The organism is Ciceribacter azotifigens (assembly GCF_048159625.1).
GTDB classification, from domain to species: domain Bacteria; phylum Pseudomonadota; class Alphaproteobacteria; order Rhizobiales; family Rhizobiaceae; genus Allorhizobium; species Allorhizobium azotifigens.
Map to the genome: position 1 here is coordinate 60648 of NZ_JBLQTA010000003.1, position 16109 is coordinate 76756.

Sequence of the window (16109 nt, forward strand, 5' to 3'; positions counted from 1 at the left end):
AAAAGCTGGAGCGGGTGAAGGGAATCGAACCCTCGTATTCAGCTTGGGAAGCTGCTGCTCTACCATTGAGCTACACCCGCGACAGGGGCACAAATCCAACAGTTCCCCCGGTCTGTCAAGTGTGAAGAGCGGCACGGCGACGCTTTGCATGACACGCACGAAAGCCACCAAGTTTTTACTTTCCCGGAGCAATGTGGCGGCGACTGCCAGACATCCGGATTACCACTATGCCATTGCTCCGTCGCCTTCTCGAATCCAACCGCTTCGAAACGGCCATCACCGCCCTCATCCTGCTGAATGCCGTCACACTGGGACTCGAGACTTCACCCGTCCTGTGGGCTCGCTATGGATCCCTGCTCTACGCGATGGATCACACGCTTCTCGCGTTCTTCGTCCTGGAGATCGTGGCGAGGCTCGTGGTCTATCGCAGTCGCTTCTTTCACGACCCCTGGCGGGTTTTCGATCTTCTCGTGATCGCCGTCTCGATCGTGCCGGCCACGGAAACGGTATCAATCCTGCGCGCGATGCGGGTCTTACGTCTTTTCCGGCTGATATCCGTCGTGCCTTCCATGCGGCGGGTGGTCGGCGGGCTCTTCTCCGCGCTCCCCGGCATGGGCTCGATCTTCCTTCTGCTGGGGCTTGTCTTCTATGTCTCGTCCGTCGCCGCAACCAAGCTATTTGCCGCGGATTTTCCTGAACTTTTCGGCAATATCGGCAAGTCCGCCTTCACGCTTTTCCAGGTCATGACGCTCGAAGGCTGGACCGGCGACGTCGTGCGACCGGTCATGACGCTTCACCCGCTCGCCTGGGTCTTCTTCATTCCGTTCATCGTCGCGACGTCGTTCACGGTGCTCAATCTCTTCATCGGGATCATCGTCTCGTCCATGCAGGCTGAGCATGAGATTCCGAGCGCAGGCGACCAGGAAGACCTCAAGGACAACCAGGACCTCATCCTTGCGGAGTTGAGAGAACTGCGCAGCGAAGTCGCGGCTTTGCGGCGCGCGTCAGCCAGTCCGGAAATGCTTGGACAGCTTTAGCCCCTGCGCCTGGTAGCTGGAGCCGAGACCGGTGCCGTAAAGGCCTGCCGGACGCTCCTGCATGTGTTCGTAGACCAACCGTCCGATCACCTGCCCGTGTTCGAGGATGAATGGCACCTCGTGGCTGCGGACCTCGAGGACGGCGCGGCTGCCGGCGCCACCGGCACTCGCATGACCGAAACCGGGATCGAAGAAGCCCGCATAGTGCACGCGGAATTCGCCGACCAGCGGATCGTAGGGCGTCATCTCTGCTGCGAAGAGCGGGGGTACGTGGACGGCTTCCCGCGAAACGAGGATGTAGAACTCGTCCGGATCGAGGATCAGTTCGTCGCGTCCGCGGCTGTAGAGCGGTTCCCAGAAATCGAGCACGTCATGGGCCGCCTTGCGGTCGACGTCGATCACGGAGGTATGGTGTTTGCCACGATAACCGATCAGACCGTCCGGGCCGCTGCCCTTGAGATCGATCGACAGCGCAATGCCACCGCCCGAGACGTTCGGCACTTCGCTCGCGACGAGCGTCTCCGCCTGATGCAGATCGAGCAGCTCGGTGTCGCTCAGCAAGGAATGGCCAACGCGGAACCTGATCTGCGACAGGCGTGATCCACGCCGCACGATAACCGGAAACGTCCGTGGGCTGATTTCGAGATAGAGAGGTCCACGGTAGCCGGCTGGGATCTTGTCGAACTCCTGGGCGTGGTCGACCATCACGCGAGTGAAGATGTCGAGCCGTCCGGTCGAGCTCTTCGGGTTGGCCGAGGCCGACATGTCCTGCGGCAGGTCGAGGCTCTCCATCAGTGGTACGATGTAGACGCAGCCGGTTTCCAGAACGGCCCCGTCTTCGAGATCGATCTCGTGCAACGTCAGGCGTTCGAGCTTGTCTGCAACCTTGTGCTCCCGACCGGGCATGAAGCTCGCGCGGACGCGCATCGCCTTCGAACCGAGGCGCAGGTCCAGGCTTGCCGGCTGCACCTGGTCGGCGTCGAGGGGGGCCTCGCTTTTCAGCCGGCCTTCACCGAACAGCGCGTCAATGGCGCGATCCGCCAGGATACCCGTGGTCCTTGTCATCTTGTCCCATCCCGTTTGGCCCGACAAAACCAAAGTCGAGGAATTGACGCAAGCCCGGGATCGGCGTAAGGCAAGCTTATCCCGTGGTGATTTGGCCGGTCGGCTTGCAGCCACGTTAAACAAATGGCTAAAGAGACCGGGTGCTTGAAACCGGTCCGAAATCGCGACCGGTTTTTTTGTGTTTGAAAGGCTGAGTGGCATGAGCAAGAACTGGCGTCCCGCAACGCGATTGGTCCATGGCGGCACCCTTCGCTCTCAGTACGGCGAGACTTCGGAAGCGATCTTCATGACGCAGGGTTTCGTCTACGAGACCTCCGAGGCGGCGGAAGCCCGCTTCAAGGGTGAGGACGACGGTTTCATCTACGCCCGCTACGGCAGCCCGACGAACGACATGTTCGAGAAACGCATGTGCCTGCTGGAAGGGGCGGAGGAGGCTCGTGCCACCGCATCCGGCATGGCTGCCGTCGCTGCCGCCATCCTTTGCCAGCTGAGAGCCGGCGATCACATCGTCGCGGCCCGTGCACTTTTCGGCTCCTGCCGCTGGGTCGTCGAGACGCTCGCCCCGAAATACGGCATCGAGTGTACGCTGGTCGACGGGCGCCATCTGGAAAACTGGGAAAAGGCGATCCGTCCGAACACCAGGGTGATGTTTCTTGAAAGCCCGACGAACCCGACGCTGGAAGTGATCGACATCGCCGGCGTTGCCAGGCTCGCCAATCAGGTCGGCGCCAAGCTGGTGGTCGACAACGTCTTCGCCACTCCCCTCTTCCAGAAGCCGCTCGAACTCGGCGCGCACGTCGTCGTCTATTCCGCGACCAAGCATATCGACGGCCAGGGCCGTTGTCTCGGCGGCGTCGTGCTCTCGAGCAAGGAGTGGATCGACGAGGAATTCCAGGACTACTTCCGTCATACCGGGCCGGCGATGTCGCCGTTCAACGCCTGGACTCTTCTGAAGGCTGTCGAGACGCTGCCGCTGCGTGTGCGCCAGCAGACGCAGAGCGCCGCGAAAATCGCCGACTTCCTTGCCGAGCAGGGACAGGTCGCGCGCGTCGTCTATCCCGGTCGCGCCGACCACCCGCAGGCAGACATCATTGCCAAGCAGATGTCGGGCGGCTCGACGCTGGTAGCCCTCGAACTGAAGGGCGGCAAGGCCGCCGCCTTCGCCCTGCAGAATGCACTGAAGATCGTCGAGATCTCGAACAATCTCGGTGACTCGAAGAGCCTGATTACCCATCCGGCAACGACCACGCACAAGAACCTGACTGACGAAGCCCGCGCCGAACTCGGCATCTCGGGCGGCACCCTGCGGCTCTCCTGCGGCATCGAGGACACCGACGACCTGCTGGAAGACTTCGCACAGGCACTCCGCAAGGTTCCGGCCTGAGCCACAGCCCCTGTTGTCCGGCGCCCCTGCGAGCGCCGGGCAAGCCCGTCAGCGGACCGAGCGGCAAAAGCCACTGGTCGCGCCGTTAGGAGCAATTTTACGAAGTCACGGCACTTTGCGTGCTCGCGCGCCCGCATTCCTTGACCGATGCGGCGAGCTGATAGATATGGTTAGCGAGACATAAAGAAGGTCAACCCTATGTATCGAGCCCTGACGCGGGACATCGAAGTCAGTGTCGAGCCTTACTATCTGGAGGAGCAATCCGATCCGGACGACGGACGATATGTCTGGGGATATCGGGTGGCGATCACCAATCACTCGGACAGGTCGGTTCGACTGGTAAACCGCTATTGGCACATTACCGACCAGAACGGTCAGGTCGATGAGGTCACCGGCCCGGGCGTCGTCGGCGAGCAGCCGCAGCTGAGGCCCGGCGACACCTACGAATATTCCTCGGGCTGCCCTCTGGACACACCCTCAGGCGTCATGTTCGGTCATTACCAGATGGAGACCGATGAAGGCGACCTCTTCGAGGTGGCGATCCCGGCCTTCTCGCTCGACGCGCCGGGCATGCTGCGAGTCCTCAACTGAGACCCGATTGGATCCAGCACCTGACCGCAATCAGAAACGGCGCCACCCGCCTGGACGGTGCCGTCATCAATTTCAGCCTTCACGAACCTCGGCCGCTTCATAGCGGTAGGTGATCGAGCAGAATTCACAGGTGACGGTGATGGCGCCGTCTTCCTGGCTTTGCTCGATCTCCTCGTCGGAAAAGCTCTTCAAGACGCCCTTCACCTTCTCCCGCGAGCAGCTGCACCGATCGAAGACCGGCTGCGGCTGGTAGACCCGCACACCCCGCTCGTGAAAGAGGCGGAACAGGAGACGCTCTATGCCGATCTGCGGATCGGTCAGTTCGTCGGCGTCGACGGTGTCGACGAGCACCTGCGCTTCCGACCAGGCATCGTCCTCCGAAAAGACATACTCGCCGTCGTCTCCGTCGCCTCCATGCAGGTCCGGCTGGCGCATCCGCTCCGGCGCCTCGGGCAGGAACTGGGCAATCAGCCCTCCGGCCCGCCAGCCGCGGCGCGGATGGCCGTCCTCGTCGCGATCGAAGAACTCGGCGACGCCGAGGCGCACCCGTGTCGGAATCTGTTCCGACTGACGGAAGTAGACCCCGGCGATCTCCTCAAGCGACGTACCGTCGAGGGGCACGATCCCCTGATAAGGCTGCATGAAGCTTCCCTGGTCGATGGTGAAGGCGAGAATGCCCTCACCGAGCAGAGCTTCGGGTGATGTCCTGCCGTCTGCGACCGCGGCGGCCAGCGCCTCCTCGTCGAAGCGGGCATAGGCGCGCACGTCTTCAGGCGTCGAGAAGTCGACGACCAGCAGATCCACAGGCCCGTTGCTCTTCGTCTGAACGGTAAACTTTCCCTGAAATTTCAAGGAAGTGCCGATCAGCACCGTGAGGACCATCGCCTCGGCCAGAAGACGTGCGACGGGCGCCGGATATTCGTGCCGCGCGAGAATGGTGTTGACCAGGGGGCCGAGCTGCACGGCTCGTCCGCGCACATCGAGACCTTCCACCTGAAACGGAACAACCCGGTCATCTCCGGCGAAACCGAATTCGCCGAGTTCAGAGGCCCTGTCTGTCATTATTGTACTCCTTGCGCCGAAGACGCTTGACTGTCGGGATGCAAAAACCCCGAATTTACCGCTCACATGGGGTCGCCAAGCGAGAAGATCAAGCCGGACGCTGCAGACCCGCGCAAACCGCTTCAGATCGCGCCAAGGCACCAGGCGAGGATCGATTTCTGTGCATGCAGGCGGTTTTCCGCCTCATCGAAGACGACGGATTGCGGACCGTCGATCACCTCGTCGGTGACCTCTTCGCCGCGATGCGCCGGCAGGCAGTGCATGAACAGGGCATCGGGCTTGGCGCGCGCCATCAGTGCACCATTCACCTGATAGGGCTGGAAGACGTTGTGCCCCCTGGCCTTATGCTCCTGGTTCATCGAAACCCAGGTGTCGGTGATGACCGCATCGGCACCTTCAACGGCGCGCTCGGCCTCATGGCACAGCATGATTTCGCCGCCGTTGTCGCGTGCCCAGTTGAGATACTTGTCGTCCGGCTCGGATCCGAGCGGTACGGCCATGTTCATGCGGTAGCCGAAGCGGGCGGCGCCTTCCACGAGCGAATGCAGGACATTGTTGCCGTCGCCGGTCCAGGCGAGCGTCTTGCCCTTCACCGGACCGCGATGCTCCTCGAAGGTCATGATGTCGGCCATGATCTGGCAAGGATGCGTGCTGTCCGTCAGCGCATTGATGACGGGAACGGTCGCATGCTCCGCCATCTCCAGGAGGCGCGAATGATCGGTCGTGCGGATCATGATCGCATCCACGTAACGCGAAAGGACCTTTGCGGTGTCGCCGATCGTTTCGGCGCGGCCGAGCTGCATTTCCGTACCGGAAAGGAAGAGGGTCTCACCACCGAGCTGGCGCATGCCGACGTCGAAAGACACACGCGTGCGCGTGGACGGCTTCTCGAAGATCATCGCCAGCATCTTGCCGGCAAGCGGCTTGTCCGCCGTTCCGGCTTTGGTCGCCTGCTTTCGCACGCGGGCGTCATCCATGATGGTACGCAACTCTGTGGACGAGACGGCCGAGAGGTCGAGGAAATGCTTCGGAGATGCCATGGGAAAACCTGTCTGAACTTCTGCTGCTTAGGCTTGCGCCGCCTGCTTTGCGTGGGCGCTGCGCACCCGTTCGGCCGCGTGTTCGACCCGCGAGAGGCCCTCGCGCGCTTCTTCCGCCGTCGTGATGAGCGGCGGCAGCAGGCGAATGACGTTGTCGCCGGCCGGGACGCCGAGAATGTGCTCGGCGCGCATGGCCTGAAGCAGTTCGGCGTTCGGCACCTTCGCCTTGATGCCGAGCATCAGGCCCTCGCCGCGGATCTCCTCGATGACATCGGGAAAGCGGTCATGAAGCGCCGCCAGGCCCTGCCGCAAGACCAGCGCCACGTCTCGCACATGCTCCAGAAAGCCATCGGCGAGAATGACGTCGAGTACGGCGTTGCCGACGGCCATCGCCAATGGATTGCCGCCATAGGTGGAGCCGTGCGTGCCGGCCTTCATGCCGGACGCGGCATCCGCGGTGGCGAGGCAGGCGCCGAGCGGAAAGCCGCCGCCGATACCCTTGGCGACGGCCATGATATCGGGCGTGATGCCTGCCCATTCATGCGCGAAGAACTTGCCCGTGCGGCCGACGCCCGACTGGACTTCATCGAGGATCAGAAGAAGCCCCTTGTCGTCACAGATCTGGCGAAGTGCCCGCAGGAACTCGTTGGACGCAGCACGGATGCCGCCTTCACCCTGCACCGGTTCGATGAGGATCGCAGCTGTGTTATCGGTGATCGCGGCCTTTACCGCCTCGATGTCGCCGAACGGCACCTGGTCGAAGCCCGGTGCCTTGGGTCCGAAACCTTCGAGATACTTTGCCTGTCCTCCCGCGGCGATCGTCGCCAGCGTGCGGCCATGGAAGGCGCCCTCGAAGGTGATGATGTGAAACTTCTCCGGGTGCCCCTTCGAGAAATGATAGCGGCGCGCGGTCTTGATCGCGCATTCCAGCGCCTCGGCGCCCGAATTGGTGAAGAACACCTTGTCGGCGAAGGTCGCCTTCGTCAGCCGCTCGCCCAGCGTTTCCTGCCCCGGCACCTCATATAGGTTCGACAGGTGCCACACCTTCTCGGCCTGCGCCTTCAGCGCCTCGACGAGATGCGGATGGGCATGTCCGAGCGCATTCACCGCGACACCAGCCGCGAAATCGAGATATCGCTCGCCATTCTCCGCAATCAGCCAAACCCCTTCGCCGCGCTCGAAACGCAGAGGCGCGCGCAGGTAGGTTTCGTAAAGCGGTGTGGCTTCAGCCATGGCGGAGCAGCTCCTTCGCAACCGATAGATGTCAAGAACGATCTTCCGATTTCCCGGAGAAAAATCCCCGAAAAAATCAAAAATGCCGCCTTTCGGCGGCGGCTGGCACTATCGGCATTTCCCACTGCGCTGTCAACAAAACTGCGACAGGCAAAGGATTTTTGTGATGTCGGGACGGCTTTCACAGCTTTGACTCTCGCCACCGCCGCGAACCAGCAAGTTGGGGAAAACTTGAAAATCGATTCCCGTTGATTCTCCCGACTCTTGTCACGGAGTCAGCGCCACACTAGGTTAAATTTACATTAAAAGATTGCATGCGGCAGAAGTAGTCACCGAAAGTATCGAGGAAGTCTTGCTTCGGATTCGTCCGAAGCAACGGTGACGGATTCTGCCATCAAAATCGCGACGGCGGAGATAATGGCATGAATTGGACAGATGAGCGCGTCGAAAAACTGAAGAGGCTTTGGGCCGAAGGCCTGAGCGCAAGCCAGATCGCTGCGCAGCTCGGCGGTGTCAGCAGAAATGCGGTGATCGGCAAGGTCCATCGTCTGAACCTGCCGGGACGCGCGAAGTCGGGCGGTGGCACGGCACCGGCGCGCACACCGAAACGTCCGGCACCAGCCCCTCGTCCGACGGGCTTTGCTGCGCGCATCCCGACCCGCGCGAACGCGCGTCCGGCAAGCGGCGCGATGCTCAAGGAAGAGGGCCATGCCGATGTCGTCGAAGCGGTCCGCGCCGTAACCTCCTCGAATGTCGTTATTCCGATTTCCCGCCGCCTCGGCCTGACGGAACTCACAGAGCGTACCTGCAAGTGGCCGATCGGCGATCCGATGAGCGACGAGTTTCATTTCTGCGGCTGCGAGTCTCTCGATGCCTCGCCCTACTGCAGTTACCACGCGAAACTCGCCTACCAGCCGGTTTCCGATCGTCGCAAGGCGGAACGGTAAGCTTCTGCGGACACAGAAAACAAAAAACGGGCCCTGCAGGGCCCGTTTTCTTATCTGAAATGCCACCAGATCAGGCTTCCATTGAGTAGCCTGCGCCACGCACGGTGCGGATGACATCCTGCATGTTGGAAAAGTTGAGTGCCTTGCGCAGACGGCCGACATGGACATCGACAGTACGCTCGTCGACATAGATGTCGTGCCCCCACACGCCGTCCAGAAGCTGCGAACGGGAGAAGACACGGCCGGGCGACGTCATCAGGAATTCCAGAAGCCGGAACTCGGTCGGGCCAAGGCGAACCTCGCGGCTCTTGCGATGAACGCGGTGGGTTTCGCGGTCAAGCTCGATGTCACCGCAGCGAAGAACGCTCGACAGGACTTCCGGACGCGCCCGCCGTAGCATGGCCTTCACGCGCGCCATCAGCTCCGGCGTGGAAAACGGCTTGACGACGTAATCGTCGGCACCGGTCGCAAGCCCCCGCACCCGTTCGCTTTCCTCGCCCCGCGCCGTCAGCATGATAACCGGCAGGCGTTCGGTCTCCGGTCGCATACGCAGCCTGCGGCAAAGCTCGATCCCGGAAACGCCCGGCAGCATCCAGTCCAGAAGCAGGAGATCGGGAACCCTCTCCTGGAGGCGCAGTTCCGCCTCGTCTCCGCGCGGAATCGTCTCCACCTCGTAGCCTTCGGCTTCCAGATTGTAACGAAGGAGTACGCTCAGCGCCTCTTCGTCTTCGACTACCACTATTCTCGGCTGCATCGCTTGCTCGTCCTCCGCAGCGGCATCATTCGGTGACCGCGCCGACGTCTGTCGTCAGGTCTTCCTTCGGGCGCTCGCCTTCCGGCTGAGCGCCGGTAGTCATGTAGTAGATGGTTTCGGCGATGTTGGTCGCGTGATCGCCGATCCGCTCCAGGTTCTTGGCGCAGAAGAGAAGATGCGTGCAGCTGGTGATGTTGCGGGGATCTTCCATCATGTAGGTCAGCAATTCCCGGAACAGGGACGTATAGACGGCGTCGATCTCGTCGTCGCGGTCGCGGATGGACTTCGCCTTTTCCGCCGAGCGGGTCGAGTAGACGTCCAGGACCTCCTTCAGCTGCACGAGCGCGAGTTCGGAGAGATGTTCGATCCCGCGGGCCAGCTTGCGCGGAATGCCGGCGCTCTGGACCGCCATGGCGCGCTTGGCGTTGTTCTTGCCGAGATCGCCGACCCGCTCGAGATCGCTGGCGATCTTGAGCGCACCGATAATCTCGCGAAGGTCGCTGGCGACGGGTTGACGACGGGCGATGGTAATGACGGCCTTGTCGCCGATTTCGCGCTCCGCTGCATCCATGATGACGTCTTCGGAGATGACTTTGTGCGCGAGTGCGGAGTCGCCCTGGACCAGCGCCCGGACGCTGTCGCTCACCATCTGTTCGGCAAGTCCGCCCATCTCGGAGATGCGGCGCATCAGGTATTTCAGTTCCTCGTCGAAGGCGGAGTAGATATGCGTCGATGACATGTCGTGATCCTCGAATGAGTGCGTCTGCGCGGTTGGACGGGGTGTCAGCCGAAGCGGCCCATGATGTAGTCCTGCGTGCGCTGATCGTCGGGATTGGTGAACATCTTGTCGGTATCGTTTTCCTCGACGAGCTCGCCGAGGTGGAACATCGCCGTGCGCTGCGACACACGCGCCGCCTGCTGCATCGAATGCGTGACGATCACGATCGTGTAGTTCGCGCGAAGCTCGTGGATGAGTTCCTCCACCTTGGCGGTTGCGATCGGATCGAGTGCCGAGCAAGGTTCATCCATCAGGATGACTTCAGGGCTGACGGCGACGGCGCGGGCGATGCAGAGACGTTGCTGCTGGCCACCCGAAAGCCCGGTGCCCGGTGCATCGAGGCGATCCTTCACTTCGTTCCAGAGACCGGCTTTTTGCAGTGCCGACGCGACGATGTCATCCATGTCTGATTTCTTGCGGGCAAGCCCGTGAATGCGCGGCCCGTAGGCGACGTTCTCGTAGATCGATTTCGGGAACGGATTCGGCTTCTGAAACACCATGCCGACCTTGGCGCGCAGTTGAACCGGGTCCACCTTGGGATCGTAGATGTTCTCGCCGTCGATGGAGATATGGCCCTCGACCCGGCAGTTGGCGATCGTGTCGTTCATGCGGTTTAGGCAGCGCAGGAATGTCGACTTGCCACAGCCGGAAGGTCCGATGAAGGCGGTGACCGAGCGAGGCGGGATCTCGATGTCTACGTCCTTGATGGCGTGCTTGTCGCCGTAGAACACCTGAACCTTGCGGGCCGAGATCTTCGAGTCGTTCATTGTTGCAGCCTTCGTCGTGATCGTCATTGTGGTCGGCATGTTACTCATTGTCAGCCCTCTTACCAACGGCGCTCGAAGCGACGGCGAAGAATGATCGCGATCAGGTTCATCATCATCAGGAATACGAGGAGCACGATGATCGCACCGGAGGCGCGCTCCACGAACGCCGGATCGCCACGCTGCGTCCAGTTATAGATCTGGACAGGCAGGGCGGAGGCCGGATCGAAGAAGCCCTCGGGCGGACCAGCCGGGTACTCGCGCACGAACGCCACCATGCCGATGAGGAGCAAGGGCGCAGTCTCTCCGAGGGCGCGGGCCAGGCCGATAATCGTTCCCGTCAGGATGCCGGGCATAGCCAACGGCAACACATGGTGGAAGGTTGCCTGCATCTTCGAGGCGCCGACGCCGAGAGCCGCGTCGCGGATCGACGGCGGCACTGCCTTCAGCGCTGCACGCGTGGCAATGATGATGGTCGGCAACGTCATCAGCGTCAGCACGAGGCCGCCGACGATCGGCGCCGACTGCGGCAGCCCGACGAAGTTGATGAGAACCGCCAGCCCCAGAATGCCGAACACGATGGAAGGCACGGCGGCGAGATTGGCGATATTCACCTCGATGAGGTCGGTGAACCTGTTCTGCGGCGCGAATTCCTCGAGGTAGATCGAGGCCGCGACACCGAGCGGCAGCGAGAGCACGAAGACGATGAGCATCATGTAGGCGGAGCCGATGATGGCGACGCCGAGACCGGCGGCCTCCGGGCGCGTGTCCGAGGCGTCCGGCGCCGTGAAGAACGACCAGTTGAATCTGGTGGTCAGAATGCCTGCTTCTTTCAGCTTGTCCGCAAGCATCAACTGCTCGGGCGATATGTTCCGGTCGAGCTTGGCGCTCTCCATCGTCACGCGCCCCTTGTAGTATCCGTCGATGCGGCCAGCGGCGAGAAGATCGAAGTGGATCGTCTGGCCGATCGCCGATGGATCGGCGAGAACGAACCTGCGCAGGTCCGCCGGGGATTCCTTGGAGATCAGTTCCGCGGCTGCCTTTGCGTTTACCCCCTCGCCAGCGATGCCTTTCCCGGCCATCGCATCCTGGAGAGCTTTCTGGATCAGCGGCGCATAACCGAAGGTGGACACCTTGGCGATCGCTTCCGGATTGCGGTCACCCGCCTTGTCCAACTTGGCCGGATCGAGGAAAATATCAAGCGAGATATATGTCTGCTGGAAGGACGACACGCCGTTCGACAGGATCGACGCCAGTAGCCCGATAAGAGCGACAATACCGATGATGACGGCAATGCGGCCCATCATCCGGAAGCGCGCTTCGGCAGCATTGCGCCGGCGGGTTCTTTCATCGGCAGCAAACAGCGACTTGCCTCGAGATTCGGCGGCCGAGGCGCCGAATTTGGAAATCTCGGTCATTCGTACTGCTCCCGGTATTTGCGCACGATATAGAGGGCCAGCACGTTCAGCCCCAGCGTCAGGACGAAAAGGGTAAGGCCGAGGGCAAAGGCAACCAGCGTCTCGGGACTTGCAAATTCAGTGTCGCCCGTCAGCTGGCTGACGATCTTCACTGTCACCGTCGTCATCGCCTCGAATGGGTTGAGTGAAAGCCTGGCGGTCGCGCCCGCGCCGAGCACCACGATCATCGTTTCCCCGATGGCGCGGCTCGCCGCCAGGAGCACGGCACCCACGATCCCGGGCAGGGCGGCCGGAAGCACGACCTGCTTGACCGTCTCCGACTGTGTGGCGCCAAGGGCGTACGAGCCGTCGCGCAGAGCTTGCGGGACGGCGTTGATGATGTCGTCGGACAGCGAGCTCACGAACGGGATGATCATGATCCCCATGACGATGCCCGCCGTCAGCACCGAAGACGAAGAGTTTCCGAGGCCGAGCGGCTGCGCGATCCAGTCGCGCAGGAACGGCCCTACGGTGACGAGCGCAAAGAGGCCGTAGACGATCGTCGGAATACCGGCGAGGACTTCGATTGCGGGCTTGACCGTGCTGCGCACCGATGACCCAGCATATTCGGCCAGGTAGACCGCGATCATCAGGCCGAGCGGAACCGCGACGACGAGTGCCACCAGAGAAATGTAGAAGGTGCCCCACAGCAGCGGCAGGATGCCCAGTTCCGAACCACCCCGGAACTGCGGGTTCCAGACGGTGGAAAAGAAGAACTCCTGCGCCGGATAGACCTTGAAGAAGGAGTAGGTTTCGAAGAACAGCGAGGCGATGATGCCGAGCGTCGTGAGAATGGCGATCGTCGACGCCGAAACAAGCAAGGCCCGGACGAACCGCTCGCTGATGTTTCGCGCCCGCAGATCAACCGCGATGCGGCGATAGGCCCAGAGAGCAAAGCCGATCGACACGGCCAGGGCCAAAGCGCCGGCGACGAAGTTGCCGGTCTTGGAAATCTGGCGGTAGGATTTGGCTGCCTCGAACACGGGCGGCGGTACGTCGCTACCCAGCGCCACCCCGACGCTGGCCAGGAGACCTCTGATATCGGTGGCGTCCGCCCGCATCTGCGAAAGCTCGCTCTCGCTGATGCCGCCGCGCGCCAGGACGGCGTCAATGCCGCCCGCGATCCGGTGGACGTCGGCCATGACGAGGCTGCGCGCGCCGCCTTCGGGGATAACGCTGTCAGGTATCATGCCGGTGACGCGCGTTTCGACGAGGAGAGGCTGAACGACCAGCCACGCGACAAGCACGATAACGGCGGGAACGGCCGCAAACAGCGCGACGGTCTGACCATAGTAGCCTGGGAGAGAGTGAAGCTTGACGTGCTCACTCGCCGCGAGAGACACGGCACGACGCCGGCCGAGAACATACCCGACGGCCGAAATTGCCGCCACGACAAGGACAACGATGCCCGGACTCATCTCGCCAGCAACCTCCAGTAAGAGCGAGACCGGCGGCGCGATCGCCGCGCCACCGGTCAGAGTGGATTAGTTCAGCGCGCCCATCGGCGTGCGAGCCTTCACGGCCGCCTGGGTCTTGGCGAGTTCCGGATCGGGAACCAGACCGTATGCCGCCAGCGGGCCGTCCGGACCGGCCATTTCGTCGGAGACGAAGAACTCGATGTATTCCTGCAGGCCAGGGATCACGTCGAGGTGAGCGTTCTTGACGTAGAAGTAGAGCGGACGGGAAACCGGATATTCACCCTTAGCGATCGTTTCCACGGACGGCGTTACGCCGGACATCGTGGCAACGCGCAGCTTGTCGGTGTTGTTCTGGTAGAACGACAGGCCGAAGACGCCGATGCCGTTCTTGTTGGCATCAACGCGGGCGAGCGTTTCGGTGTAGTCGCCGTCGATGTCGACCGAGACGCCGTCGGTGCGGATCGCCATGCAAGCCTTGGAAGCCTTGTCCTTGTCGCCACCGTTGGCGGCGAGCTGGGCGTCATAAGCGCCGTCTTCCTTACAGCCGTCGACGATGACCTTCTCGTCGAACACTTCGCGGGTGCCGTGCTTGGTGCCCGGAATGAAGGCAAGGATTTCCTGATCCGGCAGGTCGGCGCGGATCTCGTTCCACTTCTTGTACGGATTATCTACGAGCTGGCCATCCTTCACGACCTTGGCAGCGAGCGCCATATGCCAGTCAGCCGGGGTGAAGGCGAATTCGGCGCCGTTGATGTCCGAGGCGAAGACGATGCCGTCATAGCCGATGCGGACTTCCTGGATTTCTTTCACGCCATTCTGGGCGCAAAGGTCGATATCGGACTGCTTGATGCGGGACGAGGAGTTGGCGATATCGATGGTGTTTTCGCCCACGCCCTCACAGAGCTTTTTGCGGCCGGCGCCCGAACCGCCGGACTCGACAACCGGGGTGGGGAAATCGGTGTTTTCGCCGAAGGCTTCGGCAACGATCGAGGCGTAAGGCAGAACGGTCGAAGAACCGGCAATCTGAATCTGGTCACGAGCGGCGGCAGCGCCGGCAAAAGCAACCGAGGCGACCATGGCTGCCAGGGAAAGTTTCAGGGTATTCATCTCAATCTCCCGTGAGTGGGCTAGTGTGTGGATGCAGCCGCAAACGGCCTCACCGTCCCCGTGCATCAGCAGCACGTTCATACTCACTGTTACCCTTCCCTTTTATGTCACTTTGGTGAAAGATTTGTGACATCTTAGCGCATTGATATCTATTATGTTTTCAGAAACCGTCCACATTCCGCCTATGCTTTTGTGTCAGAAGCGGACGGTAAAGTCGGTTCCCTTGCCGATCTCTGAGCGGACGATCAGGCGTGCACGGTGACGCGTCAGGATATGCTTGACGATCGCAAGACCGAGACCGGTACCTTTCTTGGAGCGACTGTCGGCCACGCTGACACGATAGAAGCGTTCCGTCAGGCGGGGAACATGCTCGGCCGGGATGCCGGACCCGTGGTCGACGACACTCACTTCCACCGGTACGCCGTCGCCGCGGCGAAGGTAAACGTCGACGACCTTGCCCTCCTGCCCGTATTTGCAGCCGTTCTCGATGAGGTTCTCGAAAACCTGCACCAATTCGTCGCGGTCGCCGAGAACTTCGACCTTGCCCTCCGGCAAATGTAGGTGAATCTCGACGCCGAGATCGGCGGCAAGCGGCGCCAGCGAATCCCGCACATGCCCCAGAACGGGGACGAGATCGACCGTCTGGTCCGGAGCGATGTGCGCCTTGAGCTCGAGCCGGGAAAGCGACAGGAGATCGTCGACCAGCCGGCTCATGCGCGTCGCCTGGTCCAGCATGATTGCGAGAAATCGCTCCTGGGCCTTCGGGTCCCCGCGGGCAGGTCCCTGGAGGGTTTCGATGAAGCCGCGCAGCGAAGCGAGCGGCGTTCGCAGCTCATGGCTGGCATTCGCAACGAAATCGCTACGCATCCGGTCGAGCCGACGCAGTTCGGATATGTCGCGAAAGGACACGAGGAAGAGCGGCGGCAGCGTGCCGGCGAGTTTCTCGACCTGCGCCGAGCGGACGATATAGACCTGCTCGGATGGAAGCCGCTCGGAATGTTCGATCTGATTTGGCTCGCCTGTCTCGATCGTCTCGCGGATCATGTCGAGGATGCCGGGCGAACGCCAGCGAGTGGAAATATGAAGGCCGGAGAGCAAAGGACCGAAAGCCTTCTCGGCAGCCTTGTTCTGGGCGAGCACGGTCGCGTCGCCATCGATCACCACGACCGGCAGATCGAGCGCTCCGAGAACGGACGCCACCTGAGAGAGCGTGGATTCTACGGCTTCCATATGCTGTGTAGGTTCTTCCTGCGTACGCGGAGGAGCCGGCTCACGAACGAGCACGGCGAGCGCCGCCAGGAACCAGAGAACGAAAGAAAACAGCGGCTGCGCGCCGGCAAAGTAGGCGGCCACCGCCACAAGAGCCGCCGCGGCCAGAAAGCTCCAACCTGCGCGAAAGCGCGCCATCACCACTTTCAAAGCATCGAGATCTTCAGCCACGCGCCCTCGCCTGCCACTTCCAGGAACCCATG

The 16109-nt window shown here is 61.9% G+C and carries 15 protein-coding genes, 1 tRNA gene and 1 riboswitch; of the genes, 4 read left to right on the top strand and 12 right to left on the bottom strand.

Features of this window, described 5'->3' with window-relative positions:
- Positions 1–6: 6 nt before the first annotated feature.
- Positions 7–80: transfer RNA gene (locus ACM6UT_RS05405), tRNA-Gly, on the bottom strand.
- Positions 81–227: 147 nt separating this feature from the next.
- On the opposite strand from ACM6UT_RS05405, the gene ACM6UT_RS05410 reads away from it, so the two are divergent.
- Positions 228–1037, top strand: a complete 810-nt coding sequence (locus ACM6UT_RS05410; protein WP_416796338.1) for an ion transporter — start codon at positions 228–230, stop codon at positions 1035–1037.
- On the opposite strand, the gene ACM6UT_RS05415 is transcribed toward ACM6UT_RS05410, so the two are convergent.
- Entirely contained in the window at positions 1005–2102 is a 1098-nt protein-coding gene (locus ACM6UT_RS05415; RefSeq protein WP_416796339.1) for a 2'-deoxycytidine 5'-triphosphate deaminase, read from the bottom strand. The genes ACM6UT_RS05410 and ACM6UT_RS05415 overlap by 33 nt on opposite strands.
- Positions 2103–2175: 73 nt before the next feature.
- A riboswitch (SAM riboswitch) is annotated at positions 2176–2254 on the top strand.
- Positions 2255–2301: 47 nt separating this feature from the next.
- Between ACM6UT_RS05415 and ACM6UT_RS05420 the strand changes: the two genes are divergently transcribed.
- Positions 2302–3486: an O-succinylhomoserine sulfhydrylase gene (locus ACM6UT_RS05420; RefSeq protein WP_416796340.1), complete on the top strand. Its 1185-nt coding sequence runs from the start codon at positions 2302–2304 to the stop codon at positions 3484–3486.
- 198 nt (positions 3487–3684) lie between these two features.
- Positions 3685–4077: a Co2+/Mg2+ efflux protein ApaG gene (apaG, locus tag ACM6UT_RS05425; protein ID WP_416796341.1), complete on the top strand. Its 393-nt coding sequence runs from the start codon at positions 3685–3687 to the stop codon at positions 4075–4077.
- 72 nt (positions 4078–4149) lie between these two features.
- Here apaG and ACM6UT_RS05430 read toward each other — a convergent pair whose 3' ends face one another.
- From ACM6UT_RS05430 to ACM6UT_RS05440, 3 genes are all read right to left on the bottom strand, one after another.
- The gene (locus ACM6UT_RS05430; protein ID WP_416796342.1) at positions 4150–5139 is read right to left on the bottom strand and encodes an Hsp33 family molecular chaperone; all 990 of its coding nucleotides are present in this window, start codon (positions 5137–5139) and stop codon (positions 4150–4152) included.
- Positions 5140–5261: 122 nt separating this feature from the next.
- Positions 5262–6179 (bottom strand): ornithine carbamoyltransferase, encoded by a 918-nt coding sequence (gene argF / locus ACM6UT_RS05435; protein ID WP_416796343.1) that lies wholly within the window; start codon positions 6177–6179, stop codon positions 5262–5264.
- Positions 6180–6206: 27 nt separating this feature from the next.
- Complete coding sequence (locus tag ACM6UT_RS05440) at positions 6207–7412, bottom strand: aspartate aminotransferase family protein (protein WP_416796344.1); 1206 nt, start codon at positions 7410–7412, stop codon at positions 6207–6209.
- 422 nt (positions 7413–7834) lie between these two features.
- Between ACM6UT_RS05440 and ACM6UT_RS05445 the strand changes: the two genes are divergently transcribed.
- The gene (locus ACM6UT_RS05445) at positions 7835–8359 is read left to right on the top strand and encodes a GcrA family cell cycle regulator (protein WP_416796345.1); all 525 of its coding nucleotides are present in this window, start codon (positions 7835–7837) and stop codon (positions 8357–8359) included.
- A gap of 70 nt (positions 8360–8429) precedes the next feature.
- Here ACM6UT_RS05445 and phoB read toward each other — a convergent pair whose 3' ends face one another.
- The 7 genes from phoB to phoR all read right to left on the bottom strand — a co-directional run bounded on the left by phoB (position 8430) and on the right by phoR (position 16044).
- Positions 8430–9113, bottom strand: coding sequence for a phosphate regulon transcriptional regulator PhoB (gene phoB, locus ACM6UT_RS05450; RefSeq protein WP_416796346.1), 684 nt, complete (start codon positions 9111–9113; stop codon positions 8430–8432).
- A gap of 25 nt (positions 9114–9138) precedes the next feature.
- Positions 9139–9852 carry a phosphate signaling complex protein PhoU gene (gene phoU, locus ACM6UT_RS05455; protein ID WP_416796347.1) on the bottom strand — a complete coding sequence of 238 codons (714 nt, stop codon included), beginning with the start codon at positions 9850–9852 and terminating at the stop codon, positions 9139–9141.
- A 44-nt stretch (positions 9853–9896) separates the two neighbouring features.
- Positions 9897–10685 (bottom strand): phosphate ABC transporter ATP-binding protein PstB, encoded by a 789-nt coding sequence (pstB, locus tag ACM6UT_RS05460; RefSeq protein WP_416796679.1) that lies wholly within the window; start codon positions 10683–10685, stop codon positions 9897–9899.
- Between the two features lie 32 nt (positions 10686–10717).
- Positions 10718–12073 (bottom strand): phosphate ABC transporter permease PstA, encoded by a 1356-nt coding sequence (pstA, locus tag ACM6UT_RS05465; protein ID WP_416796348.1) that lies wholly within the window; start codon positions 12071–12073, stop codon positions 10718–10720.
- On the bottom strand, positions 12070–13530 hold the full coding sequence (gene pstC / locus ACM6UT_RS05470) for a phosphate ABC transporter permease subunit PstC (protein ID WP_416796349.1): 1461 nt from the start codon (positions 13528–13530) through the stop codon (positions 12070–12072). The genes pstA and pstC overlap by 4 nt, the downstream gene beginning before the upstream one ends.
- A 66-nt stretch (positions 13531–13596) precedes the next feature.
- Positions 13597–14637 carry a substrate-binding domain-containing protein gene (locus tag ACM6UT_RS05475; protein WP_416796350.1) on the bottom strand — a complete coding sequence of 347 codons (1041 nt, stop codon included), beginning with the start codon at positions 14635–14637 and terminating at the stop codon, positions 13597–13599.
- Positions 14638–14832: 195 nt separating this feature from the next.
- Entirely contained in the window at positions 14833–16044 is a 1212-nt protein-coding gene (gene phoR / locus ACM6UT_RS05480) for a phosphate regulon sensor histidine kinase PhoR (RefSeq protein ID WP_416796680.1), read from the bottom strand.
- Positions 16045–16109: the final 65 nt, after the last annotated feature.